We start from the raw sequence: 15,090 nt of genomic DNA, 5'->3' as shown, positions 1-15,090 counted from the left end.
TCTCCTCTCACGCGCCGTGGTGGCGCGCCCAGATGTCCTCGTAGGCGTCGCAGATCCGCTCCGCGGCCCGGCGCTGCCGCAGGGTGAGCGGCCGGTGGGTCAGGACGCGGAACCGGGCACCGAGGGCGGCGGCGTAACCGGCGAGCTCGGCGTGCGGGCTGCCGGGCGGCGCGCCCAGCTGGACCGCGAGCTCGGTCCCGGTGAGCAGCAGCTCCAGCGCCCGCCGGTCGTCGGCCGGCACCGCCGGGCAGGCGCGCAGGGTCTCGACCGCTGCGGCGTCCACCCGGACCGGGGGGAGCGGGGTCCCGCCCCCGGAGCCGCCCCCGGCTCCAGTACCGGATCCGGCCTGGGCGTCCAGAGCCGCGATGACCAGGTCCTCCAGGACGGTCAGCACGTCCCGGGCCCGGTGCCCGGCGGTGCGCCCCTCGTTCATCATGGCCAGGGCGCGCCAGCGCGTCGACGCGGCGGTGGCGGCGGCGGCGATCTCCTCCGGCGGCGCCCCGGCGGGCAGGCCGAGCTGCTCGGCGGGGTCGTCGTGGCGGGCCAGGCGGAGCAGCTCACCGGCCATCTCCTCGCCCAGCACCAGGGTGCCGCGGCCGAGCGCCTCGGCCGCGGCGAAGATGCGCAGGCCCGCCAGGGCGGCGGCGATCGGCCGGTTCTCGTCGAGCTGCGCGGCCAGCGCGTCCAGGGTCGCGCGGTCCGAGCCCAGGGCGGGCGTCCGGGCGATCCGGCGGAGCCGGGTCAGCGCGTCGAGCGCCTTCAGCTGGTCGGCGCGGCGGGCGAAGTGGGCGATGCCCGCGGCCACCGAACCCGTCGAGGCGCGGCCCGCGGAGGCGTACCCCGAGCGCTGGAGCAGCCAGGCCGTGAGCGTCGAGGGGTCGGCCGCCTCGCCCCGGCGCAGCGCGTCCACCGCCGTGCGGATGCCGTACCGGTGCAGCCGCTCCACCAGGCGGTGCCGTACCCCGGTGGGGACGGGCAGGTCGGGCGCGGTGCGGAAGTCCTCCAGGTCGAGGAGGTAGTCCTCCAGGTCGTCGGGGTCCAGACCGGCCAGGGCCGACAGGGCCGCGAACTCCTCGGCGTCCAGCGGGCGGGCCCGCGCGGTCTCGGCGAGCAGGCCGATCACCGGGACCACGTCGAAGACGGAGGTCCGCAGGTCGGCGTAGCCGCCGGCGGCCAGTCGGCGGGCGGTCGGCCAGGGGTCCTCCTCGTCGCCGCGCCGGTCGATCTGACCGAGCACGGCGAGGGTGTTGACGCAGCTCAGGCCGCACGCGCCGGTAAGGCCGCGGAACTCGGCGAGGGTGGTGTCGTCGAATTTCTGCACGTAACGCAGTACGTAGATCATCGCCTGCGCGCGGTCGTCCTCCTCGCCGGAGCCGAACAGCATGCTGCGGGCGGCCCGCTCGTTGACCGCCGTCACCGTGTTCATGCCGGGGGTGTCGACGATGGTGACCGTGCGCAGCGACGGCAGGTCCAGCGAGACGCGCAGACGGCGGATCCGGGCCGTGTCCACCCCGAGGTCGGCGGGGAGCCGGTGACCGGGCAGCAGCCGGGAACGGGCCGTGGTGCCGTCGGTCAGCTCGATGGTGATGAGCCCGTCGTCGGGGCCGTACTCGTACTGGGTGACGACGAAGGTGCACTCGCCCGCGTCCACCGGGGCGACCGGAAGTCCCAGCAGCGCGTTGACCAGCGTGGACTTCCCGCTGCTCACCGCGCCCGCCACCGCGACCCGCAGCGGCGAGTCGAGGCCGGCGCGCACCTGCGCCACCAGCTCGCGCAGCTCCGCCCCGGCGAGCCTGGCCGCGGTGGTGTCGCACAGGCGGCGCAGCAGGTCCGCGGGGGAGGCGGGAGCGGCGGGGGAGACGGGGGGAGCGGAGGAGGCCGTCACACGTCACCGCCGAAGAGCGGGTCCCAGCCGTCGTGGGAGTCGTCGTGGAGGTCGTGGCCGTCGTCCGGGTGGTGGCCGCCGGGATCGTCGGCGCCGGAGAGGTCCCAGGGGTCGTCCTCCGGCCCGGTCGCGCCGAACGGCCCGGAGCCGGCGTCGTCCGGAGCCGGATCGCCGTCTCCGCCGCCCGGCCCGAAGACGTCCGGTCCCGGCAGCAGGGACAGGTCGGCCTCCGCCGAGGAGAAGGTCTGCGCGAACATGTCCAGGGACTCCTCCTCCGTGGGTCCCGGGACCGTCCCGAAGAGGAGTTGACGCAGCTCAGCCAAGTCCTCTGACTCGTTTCCGGATGATCCGGCTTCCGTATTGTTACGGTCCAATATCATGGCTTGCTACCTCATACCCGGACGATCGTGCGGCGTGCTGTCATGGGGTGGTTTCCATCTCGGGAGAAAGCGTGACCGATGACGAGCGGGTCCCTGAGCAGGGTCGTCGAGGACGAAGGTCTTCTCCTGGCCGCGGCGCGGGCGGGTGACGAGCACGCCTTCGCCGCGCTGTGGGCGACCGCCCAGCGCCAGGCCTTCGGGGTCTGCTACCACCTGACCGGCAACCGCGCCGACGCGCTGGACGCGCTGCAGGAGACGCAGCTGGCCGCGTGGAAGGGGCTGGACTCCTTCGCGGGCCGGGCCCCCTTCCGCGCCTGGGTCCTCGCGATCGCGCGCAACGCCGCCCACACGGTGGTCCGGCGCCGCGCTCCCGGCGGGGCGCTCTTCTCCGAGGTGGAGGAGGAGACGGTGGTCACCGGGCCGTTCGAGGACACCGTGGCCGAGCTGGCCGACCTGCGCCGGGCGCTGACCGCGCTGCCGGAGTCCCACCGGGAGGCGCTGCTGCTGTGGGCGGGCGGGCTCACCTACGAGCAGACGGCGGCCGCGCTCGCGGTGCCGCTCAACACCGTGCGGGTCTGGATCCACCGGGCCAGGAAGCGCCTGCAGACCGAGCTCGCCGGGGATTGAGGGCACCGCCGGGAACGCACGGGTGCTCATCGCGGCGTCCCGTCTCCGGGCCGCTCGTGGCGGTAGACGGCGACCTGCGGCACGCGGATGACGTGCTCGCCCTCGGCGTAGCCCTGCTTGACGGTCTCGGCGACGACGTCGTGCAGCTCCGGCCGATCGGTCGGCTCGGTGCCGAACGCCTCGTGCAGGCGCGGGTCGAAGCGCTGCCCGTCCGCGAGGATCTCCCGGACGCCGGCCCGGTTCAGCCCGTCCAGCAGCATGCCGGACAGCCGGGGATGCCGTTCGTCGATCTGGTCCCGGCAGTCGATGCAGGCGTCGAGCAGCGCCTGCCGCCCCGGATGGCCGTCGGCGAACAGGCGCTCCACCCGCTGGGCGAGAGCCGGGCTGATCCCGCTCCGCGCGACCTCGGTCAGCGCGTCCGCCAGCGGATCGGACTCCGCGGGCCCGGGGAGGGGACCGGGGCCGGACGCGGCGAAGCCCGGCTGCGGCGGCGGACCTTCCGGTCCTCCGGGCGGCGCGGGCGGTACGGGTGACGCTCCGGTGGGTACGGCGGGCGGCGCCGGAGAGGCCGCGGGCGGTGACCCGGGCGGTGCGGCGGGTGGTGTGGCGGGCGGCATGGGGGAGGTCATGGTCGGTGCTCCGGTCGGTGCTCCGGTCGGTGCTCCGGTCGGTGCTCCGGTCGGCATGGTCGGTGCTCCGGTCGGTGCGGCGGGCGAGGGGGACCCGCCCGGAGCCGGGGACGGCGGCGCGGTGGGCGGAGGGCCCGCGGCGACCGGGAACTCCGCCGGTCCGGGGCCGCCCTGCCAGGCGGCGGGGGCGGTCCGGCCGCGCTGCCGCAGGTAGAGCGCGGCGGCCACCGCGAGGAGGGCGCCGGCGGCCGGCACGAGCAGCAGCGGCAGGGGGAAGGGCAGGCCGAGACCGCTCACCGGTCCCGTCTCCCCCACCTCCGCGGGGCCGTCGCCGCCGCCTCCCTCCCGGCCGGGCTCGCCCTCGCGGGCCGGGGGCTTCAGCGGAGCGTCGCCGTCCTGGCCGCCGCCGGAGGCCGGCAGCGGGGAGGCGATGACCGCCCCGTCCGAACCCGCGGCCACCCTGCCGAGGCCCGGCGACTCCCCGGCGGAGCCGGCCGTCACCGGGGCGCAGCCGGTCAGCGCGAGGAAGGCCGCGAGCAGCAGGGCGGGGAGAGCCCGTGCGTCTTTCATGATCACCTTTCGTCGGCGGCCCGGGCGGTCCGGAGCCCGCGCGGGCCCGGGCCCGCCGGAAGGCGGGCGCGGGCTCACGGGTGTGCTCCCGGGCCCGAGGTCGTCCGGGCGCGTGCCGGACCCTGGGGTCAGGCCGAGAAGGGGCCCGAGGTCTCGGTGTAGTCGGACACGCCGTCACCGTCGAGGTCGACGCGGGTCTCGTCGATGACGCCGTCGCCGTTGTGGTCGTAGTCGACGACGTCGGTGACGCCGTCGCCGTCGACGTCGTAACGCGCCTCGTCGGCGTAGCCGTCGCCGGTGGTGTCGATCAGTTCGGCGTCGGTGTAGCCGTCGCCGTTGCTGTCGACGAACTCGGTGGTGACGAAGTCGCTCATTTTCCCGATCCTCTCGTTGTGCCGTTCGCCAGATGAGAGTCGGGTCCGAGGCGTTTTGTTACAGCGGGACCGGAAGTTTTTCCGCGGGCTCTGCGGGAGGGGCCGGGAAGGGCGGCCCCGGCCCCTCCCGGCCCGGCCGGGTGGGTCAGCTGAGCGCGCTGGCCACGTGGATCAGCGGGACGTGGCTGAACGCCTGCGGGAAGTTGCCGACCAGGCGGCCGTACCGGGGGTCGTACTCTTCGGCGAGCAGCCCGACGTCGTTGCGGAGGGCCAGCAGCCGCTCGAACAGCTCGACCGCCTCGTCCCTGCGCCCCACCATCGCGAGGGCCTCGGCCAGCCAGAAGCTGCACGCCAGGAAGGCGCCCTCGCCGCCGGGCAGGCCGTCCACGTCGTTGTCCTTGGCCACCGGGTAGCGCAGCACGAACCCGTCCACCAGCAGCTCGCGCTCGATGGCCTCGATGGTGCCGATCACGCGCGGGTCGGTCGCGGGCAGGAAGCCGACGATCGGGATGAGCAGCAGGGCGGCGTCCAGCTCGTGCGAGCCGTACGACTGCGTGAAGGTGTTGCGCGTGCTGTCGAAGGCCTTGGCGCAGATCTCGGCGTGGATGCGGTCGCGCAGCGCCTTCCACCGCTCCACCGGGCCGGTGCGGCCGAACTCCTCCACGGCCCTGATCACCCGGTCCAGCGCCACCCAGCACATCACCTTGGAGTGGGTGAAGTGGCGCCGGGGGCCGCGGACCTCCCACAGCCCCTCGTCGGGCTCGTCCCAGTGCGCCTCGAGGTAGTCGATCAGCTGCCGCTGGATGGTCCAGGCGCGGTTGTCCGGCGACAGCCCGGAGGCGCGGGCCAGGTAGAGGGAGTTCGAGACCTCGCCGTAGACGTCGAGCTGGAGCTGGTTGACCGCACCGTTGCCGATGCGGACCGGCCGGGAGTCCTCGTAGCCGGGCAGCCAGTCCAGCTCCATCTCCGGCAGGCGGCGCTCTCCCGCGACGCCGTACATGATCTGCAGGTCCTCGGCGCGGCCCGCGATGGCGCGCAGCAGCCACGCGCGCCAGTCGGCGGCCTCCTCCAGGTAACCCGAACCGATGAGGGCGTCCAGGATCATGGTGGCGTCGCGCAGCCAGCAGTAGCGGTAGTCCCAGTTGCGCACGCCGCCCAGGTCCTCCGGGAGCGAGGTGGTGGGGGCGGCGACGATGCCCCCGGTGGGGGAGTAGGTCAGGGCCTTGAGCGTGATGAGCGAGCGGACCACGGCGTCCCGCCACGGGCCGGTGTGGGTGCACCTGTTCGCCCATTCGGTCCACAGCGCCTCGGTCTCGGCCAGCTGCTCGAAGGGGTCGATCTCGGTCGGGCGCGGCTCGTGGGAGGGGTGCCAGGTGAAGACGAACGGCAGGCGGTCGCCCGCCGAGACGCGGAAGGCCCCGTGGTGCGTGTAGCCGCGGCTGCGCAGCGGCACCGGGGAGTGCAGCCAGATCGAGTCGGGGCCGCCGACCGCGTGGAGCAGGCCGCCGTCGGTGCGGCGCACCCACGGCACGATCCGCCCGTAGTCGAAGCGGATGCGGATCTCGGTGGACATCTCCACCGAGCCCGAGACGCCTTCGACGATCCGGACCAGGTCCGGGTTGGCCTGCCGGGGCGGCATGAAGTCGATCACGCGGACCGTGCCGCCCGGCAGGTCCCACTCGCTCTCCAGCACCAGGGTGTCGCCCCGGTAGCGGCGCCGGGTGGCGGAGGGCCGCTCGCCGCCGGCCGGGCCGATCCACCACTGGCCGTGGTCGGTGTCGCCGAGCAGCGCGCCGAAGCACGACGGCGAGTCGAAGCGGGGCAGGCAGAGCCAGTCGATGGAGCCGTCCCGGCCGACGAGGGCGGCCGACTGCATGTCGCCGATGAGGGCGTAGTCCTCGATGCGCATGGATCCGACGCTAATACCTCGGCCGCGTCCGGGCGGCACCCGGGACCGGTCCGGTTCCGCGCGGCGGTCCGCTCCGCGGTCCCGGACGGTGCGGGGCGGGGCTCCGGGCGGCGCCGGGGCCGGGGCCGGGGCCGGGGCTTCGGGCGGCGCCGGGGCGGGCCTCCGGGTACCCGCCCGGAGACCCGGTCAGCTCCGGGCGGCCGGGCGGGTGAAGCTCATCCGCGGCATGAAGAACTGGGTGAGGAACCCCACGGCCAGGGCGAAGACCACCGTGCCGACGCCCACGGTGCCGCCGAGCAGCCAGCCGGCCGCCAGCACGGTCAGCTCGATGAGCGTGCGGGCGGCGCGGACCGAGAGCCCCAGGCGGACCAGGCCGGTCATCAGCCCGTCCCGCGGGCCGGGGCCCAGGCCGGCGCCGATGTACAGGGCCGTCGCGGCGGCGGTGGCCACCACGCCGGACAGCAGGAAGGCCCACCGGGCGGCGAGGGGGTCGGGCGCGGGCGCCAGCCACATCGCGGCGTCGGCGAACAGGCCGAGGAAGACGACGTTGCTGATCGTGCCGACGCCGGGCCGCTGCCGCAGCGGGATCCACAGCAGCATCACCAGTGCGCCCACCAGGATGATCCAGGTCCCGACGGACAGGCCCAGGTGGATGGAGAGCCCCTGGTGGAAGACGTCCCAGGGGCTGCCGCCGAGGCCGGACTCGATCTGCAGGGCGACGCCGACGCCGTAGAGCGCCAGGCCCGCGTAGAGGCGGACCAGGCGGTTGGGGAGGGAGCCGAGGGCGGTCAGGGAGAGTTCGCTCATGATGTCCTGAATCATCCTGGCCGTAACCACCCCGGCAAAGGGCCAATCACTGAAAGTGGTCTTATAGTGGCCTGCATGGACCGGTATCTGAGCGGACCCCAGCTCGCCCGCCTCGTGGTGATCGACCCCGGCACCAGGCCCTACTACCGGGCCCTGGCCGGCCGGATGCGCGCGCTGATCCTCGACGGGCGCCTCCCGGTGCGCGTGCGCGTCCCGGCCGAGCGGCACTTGGCCGAGGCCCTGGGCGTCAGCCGCACCACCGTGACCGCCGCCTACGACCGCCTCCGCGAGCAGGGCTACCTGGACAGCAGGCAGGGCGCCGGGAGCTGGACCGCGCTGCCCGACGTCGGCGCGCTCGGCGCGGAGAACCCGTGGATCGCCTCGGGCGACGACGGCCTGCTGCCGATGCACTGCGCCGCACCGCACGCCACCTCGGCGCTGCCCGCGGCGATCGCCCACGCGGGCGAGCACTACCCGCGCTACGCGCTCGGCATGGGCTACGACCCGACCGGGATCGCCCCGCTCCGCGAGGCGATCGCCGCCCGCTACACCGCCCGGGGACTGGCCACCCGGCCCGAGCAGATCCTCGTCACCACCGGCGCCCAGCACGCGCTCCACCTGCTGGTCATGACGCTGCTGTCGCCGGGCGACCCGATGATGGTTGAGTCGCCCACCTACCCGCACATCCTCGACGCGGCCAGGCTGCGCGGCGCCAGGATCGTCCCGGTCGGCGTCCCCTCCGGCGGCTGGCACCTGGACCTGCTCACCTCCGCGATGCGCCAGTCGGCCGCCCGCCTGGCCTACGTGATCCCGGACTTCCAGAACCCCACCGGCCACCTGATGGACGACGCCACCAGGGCCGGGCTGGTCGGCGCGGCCCGGGACTGCGGCACCACGCTGGTCGTGGACGAGACCTGGAGCGAGCTGGCGATCGACGAGGTGCCGCCGATCGCGCCCCTGGCCGCGTTCGACACCGACAGCCGGGTGATCTCCGTCGGGTCGGCCTCCAAACTCTGGTGGGGCGGCCTGCGCATCGGCTGGATCCGCACCACCGCGGCCATGGTCCGCCGCCTGGCCGCGTTCCGCTCGGCGGTGGAAATCGCCAGCCCGCTCCTCGAGCAGCTGGTCGTGGCCCGGTTGTTCGAGGACATCGAGGAGACGAGGGCCGAGCGCCGCCGTACCTTCGGAGCCTCCCGGGACGCCCTGGCGGCCGCGCTGGAGCGGCGCATGCCCGACTGGTCCTTCGCCGTCCCCAAGGGCGGCGGGTCGCTCTGGATCCGGCTGGAGGGCGCGTCGGCCACCGCGCTGGCCGACGCCGCCGCCTGCCACGGCGTACGGCTCGCCCCCGGCGCCTGGTTCGGCCTGGACGGCACCCTGGAGGGCCGCCTCCGCCTGCCCTTCACCCAGCCGCCCCAGGTCGTCACCGAGGCGGTGGAGCGCATCGCCGAGGCCCGCGTCAGGGGCCCGTACGGCGTCCGCCGCCCGGCCGGGCCGCTCACCAGGGTCTGAGACCGGCGGGGGTCAGTCCGGCGCCGTGACGCCCCGGGCGAGCGGGGCGCGGAGCCGGAAGCGCACGGCGGCGATCCGCAGCCCGAAGGCCAGGACGGCCGCGGCGAGGGTGGCGGTCCAGCCGTGCAGGTCGAGGACGTAGAGCACGGCCATCACCGCCGAGCCGAGCATGGCCGGCACCGCGTAGAACTGGCGGTCGTAGAGCAGCACGGGGATCTGGCCGGAGAGCATGTCGCGCAGCACGCCGCCGCCGACCGCCGTGGTCACCCCGAGCAGGACGGAGTGCAGCGGGCTGAGACCGGCCACCAGCGCCTTCTCCGTGCCGACGGCGCAGAACAGTCCCAGGCCCGCCGCGTCGAACACGTTCACCACCGGCATCACCCGCTGGACGTGCGGGTGCCAGAAGAACACGATCACCGTGGCGGCCAGGGGCACCACCACGTAACCGACGCTGAAGAAGGCGGCGGGCCGTACGTTGAGGATCAGGTCCCGCAGGATCCCGCCGCCCAGCGCGGTCACCGAGGCGAGGACGGCCATGCCGACCACGTCCAGCCGTCTGCGCACGCCGACGAGCGCTCCGGAGAGCGCGAAGACGAAGATTCCGACGAGGTCGAGCACCTGGGTCACCGGGAAATGATCCCATGACCGGCCCTATGCCCTCCTGGGCCGGGGCCCGCCCGGGTCCGCGTCGCCGGGGCGGCGGGAGGCCGCGCGGGCGGGCGGCGCGCCTGCGGGGAACGGTCCGGTTCCTTATTCCGGCAAGGTCTTGTCTGCGCCGACCCGGTGTGGTGCGATGCATCCCAATCGTGCAAGTGAGCACTTTCTGGAGGCGCGTCATGGGTGAGGTCCTTGAGGTGCGCGCCGCGATCGAGCGGGAGATCGCGGGCCGTACCGTTTGCGCACAGCTGAAGGAGACGGCGGAGCAGAACCCCGACGCGCCCGCCTATTCCGACCCGGTCGAGGGCGGCTGGTCCACCCTCACCTACGCCGAGGCCCGGCAGCGGGTCCTGGAGATCGCGGCCGGGTTCGCCGCCCTCGGGGTGGAGCCCGGCGACACCGTCGCGCTGATGATGATCAACCGCAGCGAGCACGTGCTGGCCGACCTGGGCGCCGTGCACGCCGGGGCGGCGTCGTGCTCGGTCTACTCCACCTTCGCCCCCGACCAGGTCGCCTTCGTCGCGGACAACGTCGGCGCGAAGGTCGCCGTGCTGGGCGGCGCGGCCGAGCTGGCCCGCTGGGAGCCGATCCTCGGCGAGCTGCCGCGCCTGAGCCGGATCGTGATGCTGGGCGACGTCCCCGCCGACGACGACCGCTTCCTCGGCTGGGACGCCTTCCTGGAGCTGGGCCGCGAGCGCCTGGCCGCCGACCCGGCCGCGGTCGACGCCCGCTGGCAGGCGGTCCGGCCCGACGACGTCCTGACGGTCCTCTACACCTCCGGGACGACCGGCAACCCCAAGGGCGTGCCGCTCACCCACGCCAACGTGCTCTACGAGGTCGGCGCCACCGACCGGATGACCTCGCTGCCCACCCACGGCACGCAGATCTCCTACCTGACCTACGCGCACATCGCCGAGCGGGTGCTCAGCCTGTACCTCCCGCTGTTCAAGGTCTCGCACGTGCACTTCTGCACCGACCTGGCGAACCTGGGCGCGACGCTCGGGCAGGTCAAGCCGGTGATGTTCTTCGGCGTCCCCCGTGTGTGGGAGAAGATGATGGCCCGCCTGCAGTCGCTGCTGGCGACCCAGCCGGAGGAGCAGCAGGAGAACGTGCGCAAGGCCATGGCCGCCGGACTGGCCTTCGTCGAGGCGGGCCAGCACGGGCGGACGGTCACGCCGGAGGTCCGGCAGGCCTACGACGCCGCCGACGCCGCGCTGCTCTCGATCATCCGCTCCATGATCGGCTTCGACAACGCCGGCTGGCTGGCCACCGCCGCGGCCCCGATGCCGATCGAGGTCCAGCGGTTCTTCGCCGGCCTCGGCCTGAAGATCCTCGACGTGTACGGCATGACCGAGACGACGGGGGCGTTCACCGCCAACAGCCCCGAGAGCTACAAGCTCGGCACCGTCGGCCGCGCCGAGCCCGGCGTCGAGGTCCGCATCGCCGAGGACGGCGAGATCCTCACCCGCAGCCCGCTCAACACCCGCGGCTACCTGAACCGCCCCGAGGCCACCGCCGAACTGATCGACCCCGACGGCTGGCTGCACACCGGGGACGTGGGCTCCGTCGACGAGGACGGCTTCGTCAGGATCGTCGACCGGAAGAAGGAGCTCATCATCACCGCCGGCGGGGAGAACATCTCCCCGGCCAACATCGAGAACCACCTCAAGGAGCACCCCCTCATCGGGCAGGCCCTCGCCTACGGCGACGGCAGGCCGTACCCGGTGGCGATCCTCACCCTCGACGGGGAGGCCGCCCCCGGCTGGGCGCAGGCGCACGGGATCGGGCCCGCGACCCTCGCCGAGCTCGCCGAGCACCCCGACGTCCTCAAGGCCGTCGAGGCCGCCGTCGCCGCGGCCAACGAGAAGCTGGCCCGGGTCCAGCAGGTCAAGCGCTGGCGCCTGCTGCCGGTGGAGTGGACGCCGGAGACCGAGGAGCTCACCCCGAGCCTGAAGCTGAAGCGCCGCGTCGTGCACGCCAAGTACGCCGCGATCATCGACGAGATGTACGCCGGCTGACGGCACCGGAACCGGAAGGCGTCCGTCCTCGGGAGGGGGGCGGGCGCTTTCCCGCCTCTTGCCCGTTCGCGGGCCTGTCGCCGCCACGTCCATTGCCAGGCGATATCTAGCGTTCCTGGTCATGACCTTCAGAGCTTTTCTCATCTCCCTGACGGCCGGGGCGTGCGCCCTGCCGATGCTGGTGGCCACGGCCGCGCCCGTCGCCGCGGACGACCACGTGGCGATCCGCTCGATCACCCTGCGCCCCGCCTCCCCGGTGGTCCACCCGGACCGGCCGGTGCGCCTGATCATCGAGGTGGTCGCCCGCGGGGTCTCCGGCCGGGACGGCGTGACGATCAAGGTCGAGCCCGGCGCGCCGCCCGTCTCCTCGCCGTCGGCCGGTTCCCCGCAGGACCGCCGGCCCGGGCAGGAGGGCGCGCAGCGCCTGCCGGAGCCGGGCTGGCGGACCTGGCGGTTCCTGCCGGAGCGGCGGCTGAACCGCTGGTACCCCACCGGGCTCTGGACCGTCACCGCCACCGCGAAGGGCGAGGACGGCTCCCGGGTCGTCCGGCACGCCGGGTTCCGGCTCCGGCACGCCACCGACTTCAGCGCGCTCCAGCTCCGCCGGGCGGACAGGGGCGTGCAGGTCAGAGGCGTGCTGAACCGGATCGACCCGGAGGGCTACCTGGACTACGCCCCCTTCCCCCGCCAGCGGGTGGAGATCCTGCACCGGCCGGAGCAGGGGGAGGAGTGGACGAGGGTGGCCACGGCCACGACGGACCGCGGCGGGCGCTTCATCCGCAAGGTGCGGGGGTACCGCGGCGGGGAGTGGCGGGTCCGCTTCCCCGGAACGAACCGGCACGCCCCGGAGGCGGAGACCGTCCGCCGGGCCGCCTGACCTCGGACACGGTTCCCGCCGGCGTCCGCCATGCGGTTCCCGGCGGGGATCTCCCGCCGTGGTTCCCGGTCGGATGCGGCCCTCGCCGCGGCGGGAACCACGGCTGGAGGCTGACGGCGGGGCAGCCGGCCGACGCCGGATGCCGTCGCACCGTCAGCGCCCGGTACGGCCGTCTCCCGTGGGGTCGAGGATGAGGTCGCCGGCGCGGGCCATGACCTGCTGGCGGGTCCGTCCGGCGTGATCGGCTGCGAGGAGATGGCTGCCGATGGCCATGCAGAAGGCGAGCAGGCTCCATGCCTCGACCTCGTCGGGGTCCGTGCGGATCGTGCCGATGGCGTCGCGCAGTAACTGCATTCGCCGGTTGTCCACCCTGCGCAGGCGCTCGGCCACGGCCGGGTCGCGGCGGGCCCAGTCGCGGACGGCCAGGTCGATGGGGAGCAGCCGGTCGCTGGAGAAGGTGAGCTGCCCGGCGAGCCGGGCCTTCCGCAGCACGTCGTCGCCCTCCTGCTCGATCCGGTCGAGGACGTCGTCGACGCTCTCGCGCTCCCAGGCGTCCAGGATCGCCTCCAGTAACGCGGCACGGTCGGCGAAGTAGCCGTAGAACCCGCCCTTGGTCACCCCCAGCGCCTTGGCGAGCGCTTCCACCCGAACGGCGTCCACGCCACCGGCACCCAGCACCCGCAGTCCTTCTTCGACCCACTTCTCGCGTGGTGTGCGCAACGCGCCCATGATCCTGGACAACCTCATTTCGTCCAAGGGCTTGTACGGTGCCGTACAACATGCTCGGTTCTGTCTATACGTCATCGTATAAGGCGAGTGGGGCCACGATGCCGAACAGGCTCCCGGAAACTGAGCACACCAGCCGCCCAGGGCGGATCCACGGGGCCGTCCCCGGCTCCCGGTCAGGGCGAGCTGCCCTGGGCGGACCGGCCGCCGGGCCTCCACCGGCCATCGGGCTGCTTCGCCGGGTGCTCGGGCCGAAGGGGAGCCGCCCTCAAGGCGCGCACCTGGGGGGCGCAGACTGTGAACGCGGCGGCCGTGCAGACGAGCACGGCACACCCCGCGAGGGTGGGCCGCAGACCGAGTTCGCGCGCCCCGATCCCGGCCGCCGCCGCCGTCATCGGAGCGAGCGCCAGCGATCCGAACCAGTCGTAGGCGCTCACCCTCGACACTGTGTGAGCGGGAACGTGCTGCTGGATGACCGTATCCGCGAGGACCATCAGCAGGCCGTTGCCGACACCGGAGACGACGGCGCCGGCGACCGCGACGGGCACCGGTGATGCGGCCGCCAGCAGCGCGATGGGGACGGCTCCGGCGGGTAGGAGCAGCGCCGCGACGAGGGCGGGACGGCGGGGCCGGATCCAGCGGGCGATGACCGCACCGGCCAGGGCGCCGACGGCCTGACCGGCCAGGATCGCGGACCAGGCCCGGGGCCCGCCCAGATAGGACTGGGCGGCCGACGGCCCGAGGACTCCGGTGACGGCGGCGGCGACGGCGTAGCCGACTGAGTGGCCCGTGACGAGGACCCAGAGCCACTGGCGGCCGGTGAACTCCCGCCACCCTGCGGCGAGCTCCCTGCCGACACCGGCCCTCGGCGCCGGCGCCGCGGCGGGGGCGGCCGGCCGCAGAGCGGCCAGGAGCACGGCCGCCAGCAGGTACGTGGCGGCGTCGATCGCCAGCGCCCAGCCGGCGCCGGCCCACGCCACCGCCGGACCGGCGAGAGTGAGGCCCGCGGTCCGCGCCGTGTACGTGGCGGACCGCAGCACGGAGTTCGCCCGGGGACGCTCGGATGCGGGCACGACGTGCACCACCATCCCGGTCAGCGCCGGCCCCACCGGGGCGGCCGCCGCACCGGTGACGACCGCGCAAGCCGATAGCAGGAGCAGGGGTGCGGCGCCGGTGCCCACCATGGCCGCCATGGCGCCCCACGCGAGGCCGGCGGTCACTTCGGAGGCGGCCAGCAGGACGGCTCGCGGGAGACGATCGGCGAATACCCCGCCGAGGAGGACCAGGAGCAGCTGAGGAAGCGTCTGGCAGGCCACGACCAGCGACAGCGTGCCGGCGTCGGCTCCGGGTAGGCCGAGGACGCCGAACCCGAGCGCGATCGGGCCGAAGCCGGTGCCCGCGGAGGAGACGATCCGCGCGGCGAGCAGCAACCGGAAGTCGCGCCGCCACCTCTCCGCATCCGGCCGCCGTGGCGGCTGCCCGCCGAAGTCATCGTGTTGGTGTCGCCTCACGACGGTTCAGATCGCCACCCGGGCCGCGGCGTCGCGGAGCACCCGGGGCGCCAGCCTGCGGTGAATGACGGCCAGCGGGGGCCATACGACGTGGCCCAGGCGCCGGTCGTAGTGCAGGAAGGTCGTCAGCGACACCTGTCCGCCGGCTGCCTGGATCAGGAGGTTGCAGGTCAGAAACCAGGATGCGGCCTCAAGCCGGATCCAGCCGCCGCCACGGCCGCCGATCCGCCATCCGGCCACGGTGGCCGGTGATCGTCCCGAGCTGAGTCGCAGACCGAGGAAACCGCGCCAGATCAGTAGTTCCGCGGCACTGGGGACGTCGCCGAACATCGCCCGAGCCCACGCCTCCGGGGACGCGTCCGCGTCGGTGGAGAGGGTGAACCGGTCGGCGTAGTCGATGGCGGGCAAGGAGCTGAGCGCGCGGACGGGCTCGGGGATGTCGGACGTCCCTATCGTGCTGCCGATGAAGCCGACGGGCATGTCACTGCCTCCACTCGTGTATACGGTGCCGTATAGAGTGAGGTTAACTCATTTATACGGTGGCGTATACACGAGAGTGGCCGCATGGCGGGTGCGATTCGTACGCCGCGGGACAGGTGGATGGGCAAGGG

At 74.0% G+C, this 15,090-nt stretch carries 14 protein-coding genes; 4 read left to right on the top strand and 10 right to left on the bottom strand.

The genetic code is table 11. The features are described from left to right. Nucleotides 1–7: 7 nt before the first annotated feature. Both HS048_RS24240 and HS048_RS24235 read right to left on the bottom strand, forming a co-directional pair. Nucleotides 8–1,885 carry a dynamin family protein gene (locus HS048_RS24240; RefSeq protein ID WP_196468769.1) on the bottom strand — a complete coding sequence of 626 codons (1,878 nt, stop codon included), beginning with the start codon at nt 1,883–1,885 and terminating at the stop codon, nt 8–10. Further along, nucleotides 1,882–2,208, bottom strand: a complete 327-nt coding sequence (locus HS048_RS24235; RefSeq protein WP_153054367.1) for a hypothetical protein — start codon at nt 2,206–2,208, stop codon at nt 1,882–1,884. The genes HS048_RS24240 and HS048_RS24235 overlap by 4 nt, the downstream gene beginning before the upstream one ends. Nucleotides 2,209–2,343: 135 nt before the next feature. On the opposite strand from HS048_RS24235, the gene HS048_RS24230 reads away from it, so the two are divergent. Next, nucleotides 2,344–2,892 (top strand): RNA polymerase sigma factor, encoded by a 549-nt coding sequence (locus HS048_RS24230; RefSeq protein ID WP_068899263.1) that lies wholly within the window; start codon nt 2,344–2,346, stop codon nt 2,890–2,892. A gap of 26 nt (nt 2,893–2,918) precedes the next feature. Here HS048_RS24230 and HS048_RS24225 read toward each other — a convergent pair whose 3' ends face one another. From HS048_RS24225 to HS048_RS24210, 4 genes are all read right to left on the bottom strand, one after another. Beyond that, nucleotides 2,919–4,091, bottom strand: a complete 1,173-nt coding sequence (locus HS048_RS24225; protein WP_196468768.1) for a nucleotide exchange factor GrpE — start codon at nt 4,089–4,091, stop codon at nt 2,919–2,921. Nucleotides 4,092–4,219: 128 nt separating this feature from the next. Beyond that, nucleotides 4,220–4,465, bottom strand: coding sequence for a hypothetical protein (locus tag HS048_RS24220; RefSeq protein WP_068899266.1), 246 nt, complete (start codon nt 4,463–4,465; stop codon nt 4,220–4,222). Nucleotides 4,466–4,610: 145 nt separating this feature from the next. Next, entirely contained in the window at nt 4,611–6,374 is a 1,764-nt protein-coding gene (locus HS048_RS24215; RefSeq protein WP_196468767.1) for a glycoside hydrolase family 15 protein, read from the bottom strand. A 186-nt stretch (nt 6,375–6,560) separates the two neighbouring features. After that, nucleotides 6,561–7,181 (bottom strand): YitT family protein, encoded by a 621-nt coding sequence (locus tag HS048_RS24210; protein WP_230881863.1) that lies wholly within the window; start codon nt 7,179–7,181, stop codon nt 6,561–6,563. A gap of 75 nt (nt 7,182–7,256) precedes the next feature. Between HS048_RS24210 and HS048_RS24205 the strand changes: the two genes are divergently transcribed. Further along, nucleotides 7,257–8,690 carry a PLP-dependent aminotransferase family protein gene (locus HS048_RS24205; protein ID WP_068899271.1) on the top strand — a complete coding sequence of 478 codons (1,434 nt, stop codon included), beginning with the start codon at nt 7,257–7,259 and terminating at the stop codon, nt 8,688–8,690. A gap of 12 nt (nt 8,691–8,702) precedes the next feature. Here HS048_RS24205 and HS048_RS24200 read toward each other — a convergent pair whose 3' ends face one another. Beyond that, nucleotides 8,703–9,317, bottom strand: coding sequence for a trimeric intracellular cation channel family protein (locus HS048_RS24200; protein WP_068899273.1), 615 nt, complete (start codon nt 9,315–9,317; stop codon nt 8,703–8,705). A 209-nt stretch (nt 9,318–9,526) separates the two neighbouring features. Between HS048_RS24200 and HS048_RS24195 the strand changes: the two genes are divergently transcribed. After that, complete coding sequence (locus HS048_RS24195) at nt 9,527–11,365, top strand: long-chain fatty acid--CoA ligase (RefSeq protein WP_196468765.1); 1,839 nt, start codon at nt 9,527–9,529, stop codon at nt 11,363–11,365. A gap of 121 nt (nt 11,366–11,486) precedes the next feature. Further along, the gene (locus HS048_RS24190) at nt 11,487–12,242 is read left to right on the top strand and encodes a hypothetical protein (protein WP_196468764.1); all 756 of its coding nucleotides are present in this window, start codon (nt 11,487–11,489) and stop codon (nt 12,240–12,242) included. Nucleotides 12,243–12,395: 153 nt separating this feature from the next. Here the strand turns inward: HS048_RS24190 and HS048_RS24185 are convergent, their stop codons facing one another. From HS048_RS24185 to HS048_RS24175, 3 genes are all read right to left on the bottom strand, one after another. After that, a complete protein-coding gene (locus tag HS048_RS24185) occupies nt 12,396–12,971 on the bottom strand; it encodes a TetR/AcrR family transcriptional regulator (RefSeq protein ID WP_196469478.1) in 576 nt (191 codons plus the stop codon). A 173-nt stretch (nt 12,972–13,144) separates the two neighbouring features. Beyond that, nucleotides 13,145–14,479 carry an MFS transporter gene (locus HS048_RS24180; protein ID WP_196468763.1) on the bottom strand — a complete coding sequence of 445 codons (1,335 nt, stop codon included), beginning with the start codon at nt 14,477–14,479 and terminating at the stop codon, nt 13,145–13,147. Nucleotides 14,480–14,485: 6 nt separating this feature from the next. Continuing rightward, nucleotides 14,486–14,959, bottom strand: coding sequence for a hypothetical protein (locus HS048_RS24175; RefSeq protein ID WP_196468762.1), 474 nt, complete (start codon nt 14,957–14,959; stop codon nt 14,486–14,488). Nucleotides 14,960–15,090 lie beyond the last annotated feature (131 nt).

This window comes from Planomonospora sp. ID91781, from assembly GCF_015711595.1.
Taxonomy (GTDB): Bacteria; Actinomycetota; Actinomycetes; order Streptosporangiales; family Streptosporangiaceae; genus Planomonospora; species Planomonospora parontospora.
The sequence above is the reverse complement of the archived record's forward strand: the minus strand, read 5'-3'. Positions and strand labels throughout refer to the sequence as shown.